The 16,405-nt window shown below is 35.1% G+C and carries 22 protein-coding genes and 1 tRNA gene; 15 read left to right on the plus strand and 8 right to left on the minus strand.

What is annotated here, in order from left to right; genetic code table 11:
* Nucleotides 1–136: 136 nt before the first annotated feature.
* Nucleotides 137–1,369 carry a hypothetical protein gene (locus PLZ15_09120; protein HOI29903.1) on the plus strand — a complete coding sequence of 411 codons (1,233 nt, stop codon included), beginning with the start codon at nucleotides 137–139 and terminating at the stop codon, nucleotides 1,367–1,369.
* A 53-nt stretch (nucleotides 1,370–1,422) separates the two neighbouring features.
* Here the strand turns inward: PLZ15_09120 and PLZ15_09125 are convergent, their stop codons facing one another.
* From PLZ15_09125 to PLZ15_09135, 3 genes are all read right to left on the minus strand, one after another.
* A complete protein-coding gene (locus PLZ15_09125) occupies nucleotides 1,423–2,811 on the minus strand; it encodes a M28 family peptidase (GenBank protein HOI29904.1) in 1,389 nt (462 codons plus the stop codon).
* 106 nt (nucleotides 2,812–2,917) lie between these two features.
* The gene (gene rpmB / locus PLZ15_09130) at nucleotides 2,918–3,157 is read right to left on the minus strand and encodes a 50S ribosomal protein L28 (GenBank protein ID HOI29905.1); all 240 of its coding nucleotides are present in this window, start codon (nucleotides 3,155–3,157) and stop codon (nucleotides 2,918–2,920) included.
* Between the two features lie 124 nt (nucleotides 3,158–3,281).
* A complete protein-coding gene (locus tag PLZ15_09135; protein HOI29906.1) occupies nucleotides 3,282–3,770 on the minus strand; it encodes a ferritin in 489 nt (162 codons plus the stop codon).
* Nucleotides 3,771–3,935: 165 nt separating this feature from the next.
* Between PLZ15_09135 and mtgA the strand changes: the two genes are divergently transcribed.
* Nucleotides 3,936–4,658, plus strand: a complete 723-nt coding sequence (gene mtgA / locus PLZ15_09140; GenBank protein HOI29907.1) for a monofunctional biosynthetic peptidoglycan transglycosylase — start codon at nucleotides 3,936–3,938, stop codon at nucleotides 4,656–4,658.
* A 3-nt stretch (nucleotides 4,659–4,661) separates the two neighbouring features.
* Here mtgA and PLZ15_09145 read toward each other — a convergent pair whose 3' ends face one another.
* Both PLZ15_09145 and PLZ15_09150 read right to left on the minus strand, forming a co-directional pair.
* Nucleotides 4,662–5,174 (minus strand): hypothetical protein, encoded by a 513-nt coding sequence (locus tag PLZ15_09145; GenBank protein HOI29908.1) that lies wholly within the window; start codon nucleotides 5,172–5,174, stop codon nucleotides 4,662–4,664.
* A 44-nt stretch (nucleotides 5,175–5,218) separates the two neighbouring features.
* Nucleotides 5,219–5,305: transfer RNA gene (locus tag PLZ15_09150), tRNA-Ser, on the minus strand.
* Nucleotides 5,306–5,572: 267 nt separating this feature from the next.
* On the opposite strand from PLZ15_09150, the gene PLZ15_09155 reads away from it, so the two are divergent.
* Nucleotides 5,573–6,583 (plus strand): tyrosine-type recombinase/integrase, encoded by a 1,011-nt coding sequence (locus PLZ15_09155; protein HOI29909.1) that lies wholly within the window; start codon nucleotides 5,573–5,575, stop codon nucleotides 6,581–6,583.
* A gap of 83 nt (nucleotides 6,584–6,666) precedes the next feature.
* Nucleotides 6,667–6,930 (plus strand): hypothetical protein, encoded by a 264-nt coding sequence (locus PLZ15_09160; protein HOI29910.1) that lies wholly within the window; start codon nucleotides 6,667–6,669, stop codon nucleotides 6,928–6,930.
* Nucleotides 6,931–6,936: 6 nt separating this feature from the next.
* Here the strand turns inward: PLZ15_09160 and PLZ15_09165 are convergent, their stop codons facing one another.
* The 3 genes from PLZ15_09165 to PLZ15_09175 form a co-directional block, all read right to left on the minus strand.
* On the minus strand, nucleotides 6,937–7,293 hold the full coding sequence (locus tag PLZ15_09165; GenBank protein ID HOI29911.1) for a hypothetical protein: 357 nt from the start codon (nucleotides 7,291–7,293) through the stop codon (nucleotides 6,937–6,939).
* Between the two features lie 36 nt (nucleotides 7,294–7,329).
* A complete protein-coding gene (locus PLZ15_09170; GenBank protein HOI29912.1) occupies nucleotides 7,330–7,887 on the minus strand; it encodes a hypothetical protein in 558 nt (185 codons plus the stop codon).
* 428 nt (nucleotides 7,888–8,315) lie between these two features.
* Nucleotides 8,316–8,522, minus strand: a complete 207-nt coding sequence (locus PLZ15_09175; protein ID HOI29913.1) for a hypothetical protein — start codon at nucleotides 8,520–8,522, stop codon at nucleotides 8,316–8,318.
* Nucleotides 8,523–8,886: 364 nt separating this feature from the next.
* Between PLZ15_09175 and PLZ15_09180 the strand changes: the two genes are divergently transcribed.
* The 11 genes from PLZ15_09180 (at nucleotide 8,887) to PLZ15_09230 (ending at nucleotide 16,306) form a co-directional block, all read left to right on the plus strand.
* Nucleotides 8,887–9,234, plus strand: a complete 348-nt coding sequence (locus PLZ15_09180) for a hypothetical protein (GenBank protein ID HOI29914.1) — start codon at nucleotides 8,887–8,889, stop codon at nucleotides 9,232–9,234.
* A gap of 1 nt (nucleotide 9,235) precedes the next feature.
* The gene (locus PLZ15_09185) at nucleotides 9,236–9,652 is read left to right on the plus strand and encodes a hypothetical protein (GenBank protein HOI29915.1); all 417 of its coding nucleotides are present in this window, start codon (nucleotides 9,236–9,238) and stop codon (nucleotides 9,650–9,652) included.
* Nucleotides 9,639–9,986 (plus strand): hypothetical protein, encoded by a 348-nt coding sequence (locus PLZ15_09190; GenBank protein ID HOI29916.1) that lies wholly within the window; start codon nucleotides 9,639–9,641, stop codon nucleotides 9,984–9,986. Before PLZ15_09185 ends, PLZ15_09190 begins: the two co-directional genes overlap by 14 nt.
* A gap of 248 nt (nucleotides 9,987–10,234) precedes the next feature.
* The gene (locus PLZ15_09195) at nucleotides 10,235–10,804 is read left to right on the plus strand and encodes a hypothetical protein (protein HOI29917.1); all 570 of its coding nucleotides are present in this window, start codon (nucleotides 10,235–10,237) and stop codon (nucleotides 10,802–10,804) included.
* 269 nt (nucleotides 10,805–11,073) lie between these two features.
* Nucleotides 11,074–11,322 (plus strand): hypothetical protein, encoded by a 249-nt coding sequence (locus tag PLZ15_09200; protein HOI29918.1) that lies wholly within the window; start codon nucleotides 11,074–11,076, stop codon nucleotides 11,320–11,322.
* A gap of 8 nt (nucleotides 11,323–11,330) precedes the next feature.
* Entirely contained in the window at nucleotides 11,331–12,149 is an 819-nt protein-coding gene (locus PLZ15_09205) for a phage replisome organizer N-terminal domain-containing protein (GenBank protein HOI29919.1), read from the plus strand.
* Nucleotides 12,115–12,735, plus strand: coding sequence for a hypothetical protein (locus tag PLZ15_09210; protein ID HOI29920.1), 621 nt, complete (start codon nucleotides 12,115–12,117; stop codon nucleotides 12,733–12,735). The genes PLZ15_09205 and PLZ15_09210 overlap by 35 nt, the downstream gene beginning before the upstream one ends.
* Before the next feature lie 4 nt (nucleotides 12,736–12,739).
* Nucleotides 12,740–13,081, plus strand: a complete 342-nt coding sequence (locus PLZ15_09215; protein ID HOI29921.1) for a hypothetical protein — start codon at nucleotides 12,740–12,742, stop codon at nucleotides 13,079–13,081.
* A gap of 93 nt (nucleotides 13,082–13,174) precedes the next feature.
* Complete coding sequence (locus PLZ15_09220; protein HOI29922.1) at nucleotides 13,175–13,912, plus strand: hypothetical protein; 738 nt, start codon at nucleotides 13,175–13,177, stop codon at nucleotides 13,910–13,912.
* Between the two features lie 34 nt (nucleotides 13,913–13,946).
* Entirely contained in the window at nucleotides 13,947–16,016 is a 2,070-nt protein-coding gene (locus tag PLZ15_09225) for a phage tail length tape measure family protein (GenBank protein ID HOI29923.1), read from the plus strand.
* Nucleotides 16,016–16,306, plus strand: coding sequence for a hypothetical protein (locus PLZ15_09230; protein ID HOI29924.1), 291 nt, complete (start codon nucleotides 16,016–16,018; stop codon nucleotides 16,304–16,306). The genes PLZ15_09225 and PLZ15_09230 overlap by 1 nt, the downstream gene beginning before the upstream one ends.
* Nucleotides 16,307–16,405: the final 99 nt, after the last annotated feature.

Here is a 16,405-nt window from a genome sequence, read left to right on the forward strand (position 1 = left end):
GTACTTTATTTTATAAGCAAGTGTAGTCTGGAATGAACAACAAGAAGCGAAAATGTTGTAAAACCTCATATTATACTGGTTTTTCAATGGCATACAAATTGACTTTTTATTATCGAACTTGATAAAGAGGTGGGTCATGAAAAAGCTAATGTCATTAATAGTCATAATTCTTCTGGTTGCTTTCACAGAGAATGAAGCAAAACCAAGATATAACTCTATATCAATCGGTATGTTCTACTCCTCATTAAGCCCTTACGGTGAATGGATCGAATTTGACGCAGGAATTATCGGTTGGCGCCCGAATTCGGTACATTCTTACTGGCGCCCGTATTCAATCGGAAGGTGGAGCTGGACAAAATACGGCTGGTATTGGGATTCATACGAGCCATTCGGATGGGCAACATATCATTACGGCAGATGGTTCTATGACGAATATTACGGCTGGATCTGGATTCCTGATAATGTATGGGGTCCTTCATGGGTAGAGTGGAGATATGACGACGATTATATCGGCTGGGCTCCGCTTCCACCATATGCACAGTTCAGAATGGGAATAGGTATTCATTTCTCAATCCGATGGAATTCGCACCATTCTTACTGGAATTTTGTGACATTCAGCCGTTTCAATAGCCACAGGTTACATTACTATATCCTGGATCAAAGCAGAAATTATAAGATCTTCTCAAGAACCAAATACAGAAATAATTATTATTCCGATCGGGACAGGGTAATCAATGGAGGTATCGACAGGGATTTTGTTGAAAGAAGGGGAGGTTACAGGATTGGTGAAAGAGATGTTTATAATCTGAATGATTTTGAAAAGTACGACCGTTCAAGAAAATCCGGCGGTGAAAGAATCTATTCTTACAGACCTGATGAACGTGAAGTTGAAAAGAACAGAGATATTTCCAAAATAGAGATTAAAAGGAGCGAAAGGAGACTCTCTATAGAAAATGAAAACTCCGCAGGAAGCGATAGAGACTCAAAGGATACTAAAATAATAAACGAACGAACCGGTGAAAGAAAAGATGTTTACGGGGATAATAGAATTCAAAACGGGAGAACCAGTGATAGAGAGATCGTTAAAGATTCTCCGGTTAGAAAAACTGTTCCCGAAGTAAGTAAGGAGGATGTAAGGAGAAGTGAAGAGAGAAAAGAGATAAACAGGGAAAACATTTTCAGGAATGAGAGTTCCCGTAGTAAAGAGGTTGCACCTCAAAGAGAAGTTAAAAGAGAAGTGGAATCGAGAAGCAGCAGGAATGAAAGCGTTAATAGGACTATTGAAAATCCTGCGAAGAGAACAGAAAGCAGGGAAAGAAAATCGGAAGAAAGAAGGCCGGATAGAAGCAATACAGAACGAAGAAGATAGCTAATAGACTGAATCAAAAATCAAAAGCCCGATCAAATTGATCGGGCTTTTTTTTAGAGCCCTTCTTCGCTTATAAACAAAGTTAAAATTGCCATTGCAGCCGTTCCAAGCTGCATTTCTCTCGGATGAACTGTTTCGAATGTATCATTGGCAGAATGATGAAGATCCATATAGCGCTGGTCGTCCGGCACATAACCGAAAAGAGCCCGGGCATTTCTGATCTGAGAAATATCCGCACCGCTTCCTCCCGGTTTAATCCAGTCAATATGCGCTTTATTTAGAACCGGCAGCCAGTTTTGTAGTTTTTTTACTGTGGCAGAATCTGTCGTTACATAAAATCCTCTGGGTGTAAAAACACCCCTGTCGGATTCAATGGCTGCAATATGTTTAACCTTAGCTGTATCTGAGTATTTGCCGTATTCAATTGCTCCTCTCAAACCGTTCTCTTCGTTGATAAATAATACTGTCCGGATAGTCCTCTTAGGTTTGATCCCAAGCCTCAAAAAAAGATCCGGAATTTCCATTGTCTGAAGACACGGGGCACCGTCGTCATGTGCGCCACAACCTTTATCCCAGCTGTCGAAATGTCCACCAACTACTATAATTTCATTAGGGTATTCAATTCCTCGTATTTCACCGATCAGATTGTACGAATCAGCATCGGGGAAATTCTCGCAATTCATTTTAATTGTGATTTTTAGGTTGGGTTCTTCTTTAATTGCCTTGCTTAAAAAATCGGCATCAATTACTCCAAGAGCTGAATGCGGAATTCTTTCAATTGCAGAGTCGTAAGAAACTACTCCTGTATGAGGAACGTTATCTTTAGCTGATGTGACAGAACGGATTACAGAAGCCACCGCACCGAATCTGGCTGCTTCAATTGCTCCCCGCGTTCGCTGATCAACTGCTTTTCCGTATCCTTCAAATGTATTAACCAGACTGTTATCGAAAGGGCGATTGAAGAAAACAATTTTACCTCTTACTTTGTCTCCCGCATCCTTCAGTTCCTGAAAATTTTTTACTTCAATCACTTCGGCCGTAATCCCGGATTCCGGAGTTCCTATGCTACCCCCAAGCGAAACAATGTTCAGTCTTCTTCCCTGATATTTTTTTGAAAAGGAGATTATTGCAGTTTCAATGTCATTTCTTAACCACTTAGGGACTTTTACCGGTTGGAGCCATACTGAATCAAAACCCGATTCCTCCATTTTCTTTTTAGCCCAATGGATCGCTTTGATCGAATTTTCTGAACCGCTGAGGCGGGGTCCGATTTCACAAAGTTCTTTCAACCATTCATAACCTTTTTGTTCAAGAAGTGAACTGCTGATTATTGAATCAGCCAGTTTTGAATAATCAACAGATTGGCTTTGTGCAGAAATCCTGCTTCCGGTTAATGCTGCTACGAAATAGAAAAAGAATGATGCCAAGAATAGATTTTTCACATTTTACTCTTGAGTTTTATTTGAATTGAGGAACAAATTAGCGGAGGGGATTATTAAAATCAATTACTAATAACAAAAAACCCCCTTAAAGGGGGTTCTTAAAAAGCTATCTTGCTTTAATTTTTTTCTCTTTGACCAGTTTAGCAATCTGTGAAGTCCCGTTCTTAGAGATTGTTCTTAATGCGCTGGCCGATACTTTAACAGTCACAAATTTATTCAATTCTTTTACCCAGATTCTCTTTTTCTGAAGATTAGGTAAAAATCTTCTTTTACTTTTATTGTGAGCATGAGAGATACTGTGACCACTAACCGGACCGATACCAGTAACCTGACATTTACGAGCCATTATTTCCTCTTTTTTCGAATTTTCAAGTACCAAATGTATAAAAAAAATATTAAAACGAAAAATTTTTGTCGAAAAAACATAAAAAAAGCGGCCAAATGCCGCTTTTTTAAAAATAAGGCGGGATTTATCCACGGCTCCCGAGTTCTTTATCGAGCATATAAAGCGCGGCTTTATTATCGCCGATAAGTTTGAATTTATGAACAATCTGTTCTACTGATGCAACTTCCTCAACCTGTTCATCAACAAACCATTGCAGGAAATTATTGGTCGCATGATCTTTTTCTGATTGAGCAAGATTGACTAGATCATTTATTCTGTTTGTAATATAAACTTCATGTTTAGCTGCTTCATCAAAAGCCTCGAGAGGAGATTTCCATTCAGTTTTCGGCTTCTCCAGAGATTCGAGAGTAACTCTCTTGCCGACTTCTGTTATAAAGTGAAAGAATTTCATGGCATGTTCATATTCTTCGGCTGATTGTTTTTTCATCCAAGCAGCAAAACCGCCCCAATTTTCCGCTTCGAAATAAGCAGACATTGAAAGATAGAGATAGGAAGAGAAGATCTCTGCGTTTATTTGGTCATTTAATGCTTTTTGCATTTTTTCTGATATCATTTTTAACCTCTTAATTAATGTGATTAATTGTCCGAAAATTATCTAATTTCAACTGATATTACAACATTCATTTTGGTAAATAAGTTTATTTTTCGAAAAATTAAATGCAGAAGTATTTTAAACGAAAGAAAGAATTATTTTTATATCGGATAATTCAGAAATAATATGAAAACAGGAAGTTTGATTAATAGGATTTTCAGATGGATAAAATCGGGGCTAATGGTACTTTTAATATTTGTCCTGTTTAATATTTTTCTGATTCTCTTCTTCAGGTTTATTGATCCGGCCAGCACTGCTTTCATGTACTTAAATATAGAAAATCCTTTTCTCACATTAATTGATGATGATATTCAGTACAGTCCTACCGGAATAAGTAAAATATCGGTCTATGCACCGCTTGCGGTTATAGCTTCTGAGGACCAGAAATTTTTTGACCACTTCGGATTCGACTTTCAGCAGATCGAAAAAGCTCTGAAAGAGAACACCTACCGCAAGAGGAAACGGGGAGCCAGTACAATTACGATGCAGGTAGCCAAGAACCTTTTCTTAGTCTCCGAAAGAAACCTGATCCGTAAAGGATTCGAAGCTTATTATACTTTACTTATAGAATTACTATGGAGTAAAAAACGAATTATTGAAACATATTTGAATATTGCCGAGTTGGGGCAGGGAATATATGGGATTAAAGCCGCATCAAGAAAATTCTATAAAAAAGACCCGATTAAAATATCACAATCCGAAGCTGCTACAATTGCTGCTGTATTACCAAATCCTAAGAAAAGAAATCCTTCCAGACCAAGCAGATATGTTATTGCAAGAAGAGGGGAGATAATTAGACAGATGAACCTTATCGGCGGGACAGCTTTTATTAAATCAAATATCTATTAGAATTTACTTAGTACTTTTTATTATTTCCACACATTTTAGAAGTACTTGAAATACATTCGAACCTTCAAGAATAGGCGAACTGTACTTGTAATCCTGGTTATCAGAATTTATCTGGTAATTGTAACTTTTAATAACATTTTTTTTATTGTCATAAAAAATTATCTGATGAATACTGTATCGCTTTAAAACTTTGTTAAGTAAGAAATAAGTCTTTGTTTTATAGATCTTAAGATCTATTCCCTCCATTGTTATTGGCGGTTCGTTCTCCTCCAAAACCCAGACATATATATCCTCACCCTTATATTTGCTGAGTCCGGTTGTGTTAATATAAATCTTGTTTTGATTCTGAGTCGCTACAGGGACCCAGTTTTCCTTGTCGGATTGGCTGAAAGATAATGATGTAAAAAAGAAATAAAAGAAAATTATATAAAGTGTATATGATATATTGAAATGATTGGAATAATTGAGGAGGATATTTCTATTCTCAGTCGGGTAAAACCATTCACTTAGTTGCAAATTGTCCTCCGAAAACTGAGTTAGCAGAAAATATAATAATCAAGAGGAGAGAGAGGGATTCGAACCCTCGGTACCCTTGCAGGTACACTTCCTTTCCAGGGAAGCCAGATCAACCACTCCTGCACCTCTCCTTGAGAAATCTGATGGCAAATATATTAATTAGAAATGAGACAAAAAAATTTAAGTTGAAGTGAGGAAAAATGGGGAAACTAATCAATTAATTTTATTATTTTTCGTCGCCTTATTGATCATCATTAATGAATAGGAAAGGTGGCAGAGTGGTTGAATGCGGCGGTCTCGAAAAATGAGTAAACCCATCTATTAAGCAATTCTTGAGAATTTTCTACAGACTAAATCCTTTAGCATAATTAAAAAAGAACTTTGAAGGAGAATAAAATATGTTTCTTTCAAAGAGACCTAATGGTATTTGGTACATCATTTATCAGGATTCATCCGGCAAGAGATGTATGAAATCCACGCGGACTAAATACAAACCGATTGCTGAAAAGCATTTGAGAATTTTTGAACATAGTTTATTAGACCGGCAACTACAAAAAACCATTCCGATTACTTTATTTGAATTCAGATGGAAATATTTGATCTATTCTGAATCAATTCACACTCCCAAAACAAATAAGTGTTTTAAAACTTCATTCAAATTCTTAATGAATTATTTTGGAAATATACCATTGACAGATCTTACAAGCTCGAGGATTGAAGACTATTTAAGATATCGAATTCATAGTTCCTCATTATTCGCGGCCAGGAGAGATTTTATAAACCTTTCCAGTGCATTTAGTAAAGCTGTCCGGGATGAATACCTGGAATCTAATCCTTTCAGGAAAATCAAACGGATTAAGATCCCGGAACGGCTGCCTTTATTTTATTCTGATCAAGATATTGAGAAATTGATCGCTGCGGTAGAGGACAATGATCTAAGAGACCTGATTATATTCGATTTGAACACCGGATTAAGACTTGGTGAAATAATGAATCTTGAGTGGCACCAGATTGATTTTGAGAATAAATTATTAATCCTTTCAAATAGAACCTTCATTACAAAGTCAAAGAAGATCCGGACAATTCCCCTAAATCATACAGCTCTTGAAATTGCACTGAGAAGAAAAGAGACTACCTCTGGGAATTTGGTTTTTACATATCGAAGTAAAATCCTAAACGAAAATACTTTTTCCTGGTTAATGAAGAGACAAGTAAAAAAAGCCGGTATAAATATCAAGCTGAATTTCCACTCATTAAGGCACACATTCGCGAGTCGGCTGGTCCAGAAGGGAGTATCAATTTACATCGTGTCAAAATTATTAGGTCATGCTGATATTAAAACAACACAGATCTATGCACACTTGAGAACAGATGATCTAAGGAATTCTGTGAATTTATTGGATAGTTAGAGGATGTTTGAGTATGCACTAAGCTGTAAGTATTGTAAGTACAATAATTAACAATGGTCTAAGAAATCGATTGAGGGGATAAAATGCTTTGTACACCATTCATTAAGGATCTGTTATTAGTTTTTTTAGAAAAGGAATTTACCGCACCCAGGTACATAGTAAATTATATGATTAAAAGTAAGTTTGATGAATTAATAAAACAGGGATATTCAACAAATAAATCTCTAGCAGAGATATCGCTTGCTACTAAATTGAGTAAGTACAAATTGTTAAAAAGAATCCAAGAGCTTGACGAAATTCAAAAGGATCCAAAGGAAAAAGAACTATTAAGCAGACTGATCACTTAATTACATTTACTCAACATCCTTATTCAAGATTTTGAGTAATATCTTACTCTGTAATTGAACATGATAAACTATTTCTGCTACAGCAAATAACAAAAGTGATGATATTATTGCAGTAACACCGGCATCAAACATTAGTAGCCCAAAGAGTAATAATCCACCAAGAAATGTAAGAATCCCAACCACTTGCAAAAAGGTTGCTAAACCACTTGAATGTTCAATTTCTCTTTTATTGACATCTTTCTCAAGCTCAGGTCGTTTTTGCTCTTTAAATTCATATTTCTTTTTATCATGCTTAGACATTATGAAAACTGCAAAGACGATTAAAATTACTACTAATCCTCCAACAATTAAGTTGTTGTCCATATTTCCCTCATAAAATAATTATAACGATAAAATATTTTATTCTACCTTTTTTACCCTCTCCCATTCTCTTTTAAGAATTGTTTGAGATAAGGTTATTATGTCTGATTTAATTTCACTGAATTGACGATTCGGTTCTTCTTTTTTGGATATAGCAGATAAATATTTAATCCCTTGATCAAGGAATGTGTCGAGTTGTCTATGATCATCCTCCTGAGGATTCAATAGTAGAGATATTTTGAATCGTAGAAGTAATAAAGTCTCTGACTTTTCCAAATCATTTTCTTTTGACAACTTCGCTTGTGAAATCATAAAAAGAATTGACAAGAATTCAGATAGTGCATCACGAAGGGTATTAATCCAATCTTGCCTGTTTCCTGAAAGCACCTGGGATTTTAGTGCTCTTTCAGCAATGTTAAGTTGTGTAGTAAGCTGTTTGTCCAAACTAGAGAGTTGATGTTTTATAGTATGTTTGGCTGTGTAGTAGCTAATAATTGGACCAAAAAAAACTGCAAGAAGTGCTATTAGCAATGAGAGATAATCAGAAATCTTATTACTTTCTTGCAGTGAATTGAGAAAAACATAAGTGCTATCCATATTCCCTCATTTTATTTAAAGAACAACAAAAAATTATTTCTTATTTGGATTAAATGGAGTCATAATAATATATCCAACTGTCTCTAAAACTGGTAAAAATTTCAATACAAATTTTAGGGCGAATAATATTATTGCGTACACCCAATTAAGAAAAAATATCCAGAGCCAGAATCCCCACACTAACCAATAAAATATCCCAATCCATTTAGGTAACGGGAATAGATTAGAGCCTTGTTTTATCGCTTGGTTTATTCTCATATCAAAAGTTGCTATTGATGCTATTAAGAAATACAAAACAGTCAAAATATTAAGCGACGATGAACCGATCGGAGTATTAAATAATTCCATAGAATTACTTTTTTTGTCTGTAAAAATTCAAAAATATTTTTATGATAATCCAAATAATTTTTCTGTATCTCTGTAAAGATCTATAGATGATTGGCACCTTTAAAACCTAAAAACAGAAAAGACAGACTGCTAATAATTAATCCGCCAGAATAGATCTTGTATCTTGATGCTTCGAATCCGGTGTATATTTTATAAATCGGGATTTTACTTTTAGAGGTTAGCAGGCAAAGAGAGTAGTTATAAAATACTTCATCTTTAAGTAGACTAGTGGAGACTGTGTCCGGCATTAAGTAACCCTTCATAATGCTGAAGCAAAATAAAATTTCAACTTAAAAAAAACAAGAAGAATTCAACAATGTCAATTTGCACCTCTTAACTGTGCTTAATTATTTGTGAATATCAGTGTATCTTAAAATATCTAACAATTACATATTTTATTGACATTAACGATTCTGAAAGTTAGATTTCGCTTGACCAAATAACTAAGCGGTGTCCTTCCCGATAGAAAGGATTTTTTATTTTAAATGAAACATAAAGTTAGAAAAATAATTCCCCTGAGATTCCGGTATCCGCAAGGACCGGAAGGCCTAACTTAGTTAGCCTGGTCAATCTCAGGGGTTTTTTATTTAACCAAATAACTAAGGAGATGTTATGAAATCAGTAATTTATCATTTAGAAAATAAGAATGGTACGTCTGACCGCTTCACATCTATTCAAGATATAATCACAAAACTCGGGAATGATTCGCTCGAGATACAGAGTATAAAGGTATTTACAAAAAATGATTTCGCAATAACCCGAATCCAGTCAGACCTCCAGTCGATCTGTAATTTATTGAATTCTGGTATCATGGCAATGAATAGTGATGCTAACTGGGATAATACAGATAATTTATTACCCTTACTGGAAATAACAAATAATGCTATCACAAACCTTGAGGAAATAAAACTGAAATTATGGTCTAAAATTGATTTTGAATTACAAGGAGATCTTAGTTAAAATGAAAAAGCCATCATTAATTACTATGAGTGATCTTTGGGATCATATAGAATTACTCCGGAATGAATTCAAGAAAGTTTTGGAAGTTCATGAATTGCAGGGGACGCTTCTATTATCAGAGATCGTTACAGATCTCCGATGCAATTACAATTGGTTGGTTAAGCAGATTGATCAAGGCAATCTTAAAGCGTATTTCTTAAAAGAGATTGAACGTAAACGTGGTGGGTACAGAGTTGAAAGAAAGGATTATGAGGAGTTTAAGAAATCACTTCAATTCGATCCAAGTACTAAAGAATATGTTTTTATTCGATCCATAGATAGTATCGTAAAGGATTTTCAACTTGAGCGTGGACTGAATAAAAAAAATAAGCAGCCGAATAAAATAATCAATGGAAGGAGGAACCATGCGAGATATTAATATTCCATTGACAAAGGCTGAGAAACTTATTCTCTCAAGAATAGATGAACTTGAGGCTAAATTAAATTTATTAATTGCATTCGATATCAAATCAAGTCTCGAGGAAGTCTCATTGTGGAGAGCAGCAAAAATACTTCATAAGTCCAGTGATTTTATTGAAAAAGCGGTCCTGATGGGTGAGTTGAAGTGTTTGAAGTATAAAGATAAAAATGGGAATATGAGATATCGTTTTCGTGTAAGTGATTTGTTGGAATGGCAAAAATTAAGAGAAATGTCAGGAGAAACCTTTGGTACAAGATTTCTTAAGAGTATTGGAACAAACATTGATCCTTAAATAAAATTGTCGTGGGGAGTCGTGGAGTGTCGTTTAAATAAATAGCAGGATTTGAAAATCGCACAAAAATAAATCTTTTTTAAAGTGGTGCACACTATTCGTAATAGACGAACATTTTAGCGACATCAATGAAAAAAGTATGCAAAAGAAAAATAAATAAAATATCAACTTGACCTGGCCGGTTATCTACTAAGACCGAAAGAAACCGGTTTGATAACAAATTGAATAAATAACAATGGGTGACACCAGTGGATAGAAAATTACTAAATGACTTTAGGCGTTGGGTTCAACAACTTGAACACCTTAAAAAAATAAAAATTAATAATGCAATAATCGAATCACAAAAAAGATATCCAAATATGTTGAAAAACAATTCTATCGATGACTCCCGAAAATTGATTCAAGAAAATATAAAAGTAATTAAAGCAATTATTATTCTTGATCTGTTATTAGTAAAAATGAATAGTATTGAGATTGATGCTGCAGTATATGCTGAAATAAATTCTTTAGCATGCTTTTGTGAAGGTATTACTGTTGGGATATTCAATATTTCTTATCCAATTCTTTCAAAAAATTATAGCGGTCTTGTTAACGAACTTCATTCAGTTGTAAGATCATATCGAAATCAAAAAGGTAAAGAATGGAGAGACAAATTATTCAAAATTGCGACAGACGAGTATAACCAGGATCCCTTGAATAATAAAACCACAGCTTTGAAACGAGCATTTGAAAAACTTTCTGAAAAAGAATTGTATCGGAAAGAATTTGACACATATTTTGATTCAATTTATAGAAAATTTACATCACTATTTAATTAATAAAATCAATATGAGAATCGATTTTCAGAAATATTGAAGACCGATTTGTAATTACATTCCTCCTGCCATTTCTTTTATTAGTCACAGAGAATAAAACTTTTTTGTTGGCTTAGAATTATTCCCAGTTCTTTAATTAAGAGACGTGACACCACCAATACACAGGAATTGCTATAAGCAAAATAAGTGTTTAAGCCTCTTTGGATTGTCGGTGTCACCAATTCAGAGAGGCTTTTCACTTTTAAAGCGGAGAGTTTTTTAAAGGAGAAATAATGGCAAAAGAATTAGAACTTATCGATCAACTCTATCTGGATTTCCGGGCAATGGCTTTTGGCACAGATTCAACAATTCAACAAATCAATAAGTTGAAAACCCCTTCCCTTTCTTTAGAGCTTCAGATTAGAATTAAGCGCGTCCAAATCGAATTATTGACAACTCTGGAATTACTTAGCGAACTACAGAATTGCAGTGATGAAACGGAGTTCGAAAAAGTTCTTGAAAATTTTGTAGAAAAAGGCTAAACATCCACATGGGCGAAGTAACCTGGATAAAATTGAAAACGAAAATGTTCGATGATGAAAAAATTCAGTTAATAGAAGCTATGCCAGAAGCGGATGCAATTTTAGTTGTTTGGATAAAGCTGTTAATTCAAGCCGGTAAATCGAACACCAACGGTTATATACTCTTATCTGAAAATATTCCCTACTCACCCGAAATGCTATCTACGATATTTAGGAGGCCTTTACCAATAATCAGATTTGCACTAAAGACTTTGAAAGAATTAGGGATGATTGAAGTAACGGATAGTAACGTTATCTGTATTTCTAATTGGGAAAAACATCAAAATATTGAGGGATTAGATAAAGTCAGAGAAAAAAACAGAATTCGACAAGCGAGATACAGAGAACAAAAACAGCTAAAACAATCAGAAAATCAAACAAACGTAACGTTACTGTCACATAACGTCACGCAACAGAATAAGAGTAAGAATAAAGAATTAGAATATTATAAAAATATATTCTTTCAAAATTTACCGGATCAATTTTTTAACTGTTGGATCCAATGGATTGAACATAAATCTGAGCAAGGCAAATCAATTACTCCAGTACAAGCACGGGCACAATTAAAACAGTTAAGAGATATTAGTGCTTCTTTGGACATCAATGAAGTCATTATGAAAACTATAGAGAATGGTTATTCAGGATTCAATTTTATAATTGAAGATATGGAAAGAAAAAAAAATGGAACGCGAAAACAAAATGCTCCCTCTTTCAAAAAGTATGCAAAAGGTTCAACTTCAGCTGAAGAGCTCAATGTCGGGCTTAGTAAAGCATTCCAGCAAGATTGAGAAAGAAGCTAAGAAGCAAAAACCTGTTTTTGTTAACGAGGATCTTTATTACGGCAGTGATCTGACATTTACCGAGGTTTATCTTAAGTGCAAAGAACTCTGTTTGAAAAAAATGGTAAATGTTGATGATCTTACAATTCAGGGTTGGTATGTGGAATTTTTGAAGGAGAAGTGGAATAGTGAAAAGTTTAATCAAAGATTGCAAGAAATGGTTTTTATCAAAACTTATGGGGAGAGAATTGATATAAGTCAATGGTTTGAGAAGGAAGCAGTTTACACAGCCGGCCAGGTTGCTCAATTAGTGGAATCAAAAATAAATTCACTTGTAGCATATTCCGAGAAATTATTAACCGGACAGGAGTTTGAAATAGATATCTCGTCTCCGCAAGTCGATCTTGAAGCAATTAAATATACAATCGCAAAGAAGATCAATCTTTATTATGATTCAGAATGCCGGGATCTCGCTGAAAATATTATTGAACAGACTCTTCCCAAAGTTTTGGAGGATTTGGGTATCGAGTTAAAAGAAGTCAATGGTCAGAGGATTGGGATTGGTCAAAAAATGAAAATGCGATTAGGGTTTTAAAAAAATGATTGATCAGAAAGGTGAAAAAAATTTTAATTGGCGCGGAGGAGTTAGCTCTGATGGGTACAGATATGTGAAAAAATATCGTCAACGTTATCCGGAAAGAGAACCGGCTAGGAAAGTTGTTTATCGCGCTTTGAAAAGTGGGAAATTAGCAAAACCGAAATTCTGTCAGCATCCACGCTGTAATGAAACTGAAATTTTTGCACATCATCATAATTATAAATTGCCACTATTGGTCATGTGGTTGTGCCGGAAACATCATTCGGATCTTCATAATGCAAAAAATAATGATGGCTTTGATACAGTCGGGGAGCAAATGAATTTTTTCAATGGGATAGTCTGATGAACCGTTGTAATTACAATGAAATAAAAAAGTTTTAAGAAGTTGAATACTTAATAAATCAACCAATTACATAAAAAATCAAAGGAGCAAGTCATGTCACAGTATTTGAAGGACAAATTAGAAAGTTTGATGAAGAGATATTATAAAGAAATGCAAGGAGCTGCAAGGCTTGAAAAATCGCATAAGGAATTGGGCCATTATACAGATGAGCACATAGCATCGCTAATGAAAGATGAACATGAAAAAATCAAAAATAAATTTCTCACTGAAGCAAAATCTCTTCTTTCTGAAATTCGAAAGAATGTGCATGATTTTCAACCACTAAAACTAAAATCACTATTTCCTAACCTGACAAAGGATTCGGATTCATTTGGTCAATTCAAGATGAGTGGTGAATTACAAATTTCCGATGGAAATCGAAGAGCTCAAGAATTTCTTTTAAATGATTCTCCTATGAAATATGACCAGTTGGTGGATGAATTAAATGAGGCTTCCTTGCTTGGAAGAGTTGATTATGCGTCACAGGTACTAAACAAATTGCAACCGGTGTTTGATCAACTTGATAGTCAGTTTGAATTAAAACATGGTGAACAAAAGCTCTTTGATTTCAGGAATAACCACTTCAAAAAAACTGGTGCTCAAGAATTCATTGACAAAATTGATTCAAGTAATGTGATCGAAGAAAATACAAAGTTGTTTGTTAGTGAAGTATGGCATGGAAGTGATTTTATATTTATCCCGGATAAGGATTCGAAGAATGGCACTGATAATCTACTGAGAGCTCAATTAGAAGAAAGACTCTCAACAGCTCCAAAGGAATTGTTAAGCTAAAAATTATTAACAAATATTCTAAGAGGTAAAAGTCATGGGCGATAATGCATCAGAAAAATTAGGCGAAGTATATGTACTGATCAAGACAAAAACTGATCAGTTAGAAAAGGAAATGAAGGACCTGAATAAAAAGATTGATAGACAAGCTGTTGAAATGGGCTCGACATTTGTAAATAAATTAGGTTCACAACTTGCAAAAATCGGATCCTATGCTGCGGGGATATTCAGTGTCGGAAAAGCTTTTCAATTTCTTAAATCTTCAATAGCGGAGTCGATTGAAGCGTCAAAGAGTTTGTACAAGGTAAACCAGGCAGTGAATCAAACCGGTTATGCTGCAGGATATACCGCAGAGGAATTAAAAAGAATTGCTGGGAATCTTGAAAATATTAACGCTATTGATGCTGATAAGATTCTTAATGATGTTACTCTACAGTTATTGACCTTTGGAAATGTCTCCGGAGAAACATTCAAACGCGCACAGCAAGCGGCTCTTGATCTATCCTCCGTTTTAGGTACAGATCTTAAGTCATCTTCCATTCAACTTGGAAAAGCTCTAAGTAACCCAACTGAAGGATTGCAGGCCCTGAGACGTTCAGGTGTTCTATTTACTGATCAACAAGAAGTGATGATCAAGAAATTAATCTCACAGAACAGGTTATTTGATGCTCAAAAGATTATCCTTGATGAAATTCATTCAAAATATGGTGGTCAGGCTCAAGCCCAGGCTGAAGCAACAAAAGGTCTGCAAGCTGCAAGTATAGCGTGGAGTAATATGAAAGAAGAAATTGGAAATCTATTTGGACCGCTTCTTTCTGAATGGTTACCCAAAGCTATTTACTTTGTACAGGACCTTACCAGGCGAATTAATGAACTCCGAGAAGGTGGACGATCGAGAAATGCTGCGGCTGGTATTGAAATGGATTTCTCAAGTATGACTGATAAAGAAAGAGCAGATTTTATCTATCAGCAACAAATAAATTCTGCAGTCGCTATGTCAAAATACAATAAGGCAACAAGCGATTTTCGAAATAAGAAACTTGATTATGATGCATTTAAGGAGATCGAATTAACAACTGAAATTCAAGTAGCTACTTATGAAAAACTTATCAATTTAGCTCAAAACTTCAAAAGAGTGACTGGCTCTATGCCGGGTGGCGGTCCCAATGGAGTTGCTGAAATTATTGCCAATGATTATAAAGATGCTGTGCTAACATATTACGACATCATTGAGAAATACTATGAAGATGTAAAATTTCTCGACGAGAACTATTTCAACTGGAAATCAGAACAATTAATTCGTCAGGGTCTAGCAATGCAGGCAGCCGGATTAAGTGAAGTTGAAACTCAGCAGTGGGTTAATGTTCAATTAAAAAGATTAATGGAGGAACGAGAGCAATTCTTTGAAGATGGATTTCTACCAACAATTTCGAGTGATTATGGGAAGGAGATCCTTGATTGGGTTGAAAGAATTGAAGAAGCATTTCTTGATGGTGTGTTAAAAAGGACCGAGCTACAAGAAAGACTGCGTGAAGACATGATGAATACCGCTTCACAATTTGGGAATGAACTTGAAAGAGCATTTGGAAGAGCAGGGGATAAATTCATCAACTATATGAACCAAGCCTTGCAAGCAGCTCTAAGAATTATGGATATTCTCGATAAAGTGGGAAAAGGAGAGAAATCCACAGAAAGCGGAGCTATAGGAATTATCACAAGTTTGATTGGCTTATTCGCTATGCATAAAGGAGGTTCTGTAACAAATATTGGTGGAAATCTTTCTTTTGCCCCTCTTCCAAAGGCAGCCCGCGGTGGTTCTTTTATTGTTCCACCTGGTTTCCCAAATGACAGTGCTTTGGTAAGAGTTGAATCCGGAGAAACACTGCATGTAACACCGGCAAAGCAAACTTCAAATTATTATCACAGTAACTCTGATCTGGTTCCATTGATGCAAAATCTTGTCCGCGGAGTAAATAAATTGAATAAGAATCTTATTAATAAACGATTTGAGGCAATGGTTTTCAATCCAATTTCACCAACGGGTTTAGTTCAGGATATTACTTCACCGGCTGAAGAAAGGTTAAGAAAGGAAGGAGTTAAGTTTTGATGAATGGGATTAGTGAAACTCAGACAACTCTTTCTTTCAGTGATGTAGATCTCTTCGCTGCAAAGTTCATAAGTGTTCTTAGCAAGAGGGATCTACATAAACACTTGATGAAAGTCCAGAAAGGTAGCAAAGAAGAAATCGTAACCAATATTGAAGAGTTGAAGCTCAAATATGCTAAGAAACTGAAAAAGAAAACTGTGACTGTGGAAATGATGAAGTATTGGCTCGAGTTTAAGGAAAAGTATATCTCGGAGAGTCCTCTGGATGCCTTTAAAACGTCATTAAATTAATTCTGAGCCATGAATTCTTACATGGATAATAAAATATACTCTTTAGTTCGATCGTGGCTCATAAATGATTTATCAGGGTGAATCTGTTCGATAAACTTA

The sequence above is a fragment of the Melioribacteraceae bacterium genome (genome assembly GCA_035362835.1).
In the GTDB taxonomy this organism is placed as follows: domain Bacteria; phylum Bacteroidota; class Ignavibacteria; order Ignavibacteriales; family Melioribacteraceae; genus DSXH01.

Excerpts from the sequence above, each read along its gene's own strand:
- PLZ15_09155 (HOI29909.1), top strand. The coding sequence starts at position 5,573 with ATGTTTCTTTCAAAGAGACCTAATGGTATTTGGTACATCATTTATCAG.
- PLZ15_09165 (HOI29911.1), bottom strand. The coding sequence starts at position 7,293 with ATGGACAACAACTTAATTGTTGGAGGATTAGTAGTAATTTTAATCGTC.
- PLZ15_09160 (HOI29910.1), top strand. The coding sequence starts at position 6,667 with ATGCTTTGTACACCATTCATTAAGGATCTGTTATTAGTTTTTTTAGAA.
- PLZ15_09190 (HOI29916.1), top strand. The coding sequence starts at position 9,639 with ATGCGAGATATTAATATTCCATTGACAAAGGCTGAGAAACTTATTCTC.
- PLZ15_09230 (HOI29924.1), top strand. The coding sequence starts at position 16,016 with ATGAATGGGATTAGTGAAACTCAGACAACTCTTTCTTTCAGTGATGTA.
- PLZ15_09200 (HOI29918.1), top strand. The coding sequence starts at position 11,074 with ATGGCAAAAGAATTAGAACTTATCGATCAACTCTATCTGGATTTCCGG.
- PLZ15_09220 (HOI29922.1), top strand. The coding sequence starts at position 13,175 with ATGTCACAGTATTTGAAGGACAAATTAGAAAGTTTGATGAAGAGATAT.
- PLZ15_09225 (HOI29923.1), top strand. The coding sequence starts at position 13,947 with ATGGGCGATAATGCATCAGAAAAATTAGGCGAAGTATATGTACTGATC.
- PLZ15_09205 (HOI29919.1), top strand. The coding sequence starts at position 11,331 with ATGGGCGAAGTAACCTGGATAAAATTGAAAACGAAAATGTTCGATGAT.
- PLZ15_09215 (HOI29921.1), top strand. The coding sequence starts at position 12,740 with ATGATTGATCAGAAAGGTGAAAAAAATTTTAATTGGCGCGGAGGAGTT.
- rpmB (HOI29905.1), bottom strand. The coding sequence starts at position 3,157 with ATGGCTCGTAAATGTCAGGTTACTGGTATCGGTCCGGTTAGTGGTCAC.
- PLZ15_09210 (HOI29920.1), top strand. The coding sequence starts at position 12,115 with ATGTCGGGCTTAGTAAAGCATTCCAGCAAGATTGAGAAAGAAGCTAAG.
- PLZ15_09120 (HOI29903.1), top strand. The coding sequence starts at position 137 with ATGAAAAAGCTAATGTCATTAATAGTCATAATTCTTCTGGTTGCTTTC.
- mtgA (HOI29907.1), top strand. The coding sequence starts at position 3,936 with ATGAAAACAGGAAGTTTGATTAATAGGATTTTCAGATGGATAAAATCG.
- PLZ15_09135 (HOI29906.1), bottom strand. The coding sequence starts at position 3,770 with ATGATATCAGAAAAAATGCAAAAAGCATTAAATGACCAAATAAACGCA.
- PLZ15_09180 (HOI29914.1), top strand. The coding sequence starts at position 8,887 with ATGAAATCAGTAATTTATCATTTAGAAAATAAGAATGGTACGTCTGAC.
- PLZ15_09185 (HOI29915.1), top strand. The coding sequence starts at position 9,236 with ATGAAAAAGCCATCATTAATTACTATGAGTGATCTTTGGGATCATATA.
- PLZ15_09175 (HOI29913.1), bottom strand. The coding sequence starts at position 8,522 with ATGCCGGACACAGTCTCCACTAGTCTACTTAAAGATGAAGTATTTTAT.
- PLZ15_09170 (HOI29912.1), bottom strand. The coding sequence starts at position 7,887 with ATGGATAGCACTTATGTTTTTCTCAATTCACTGCAAGAAAGTAATAAG.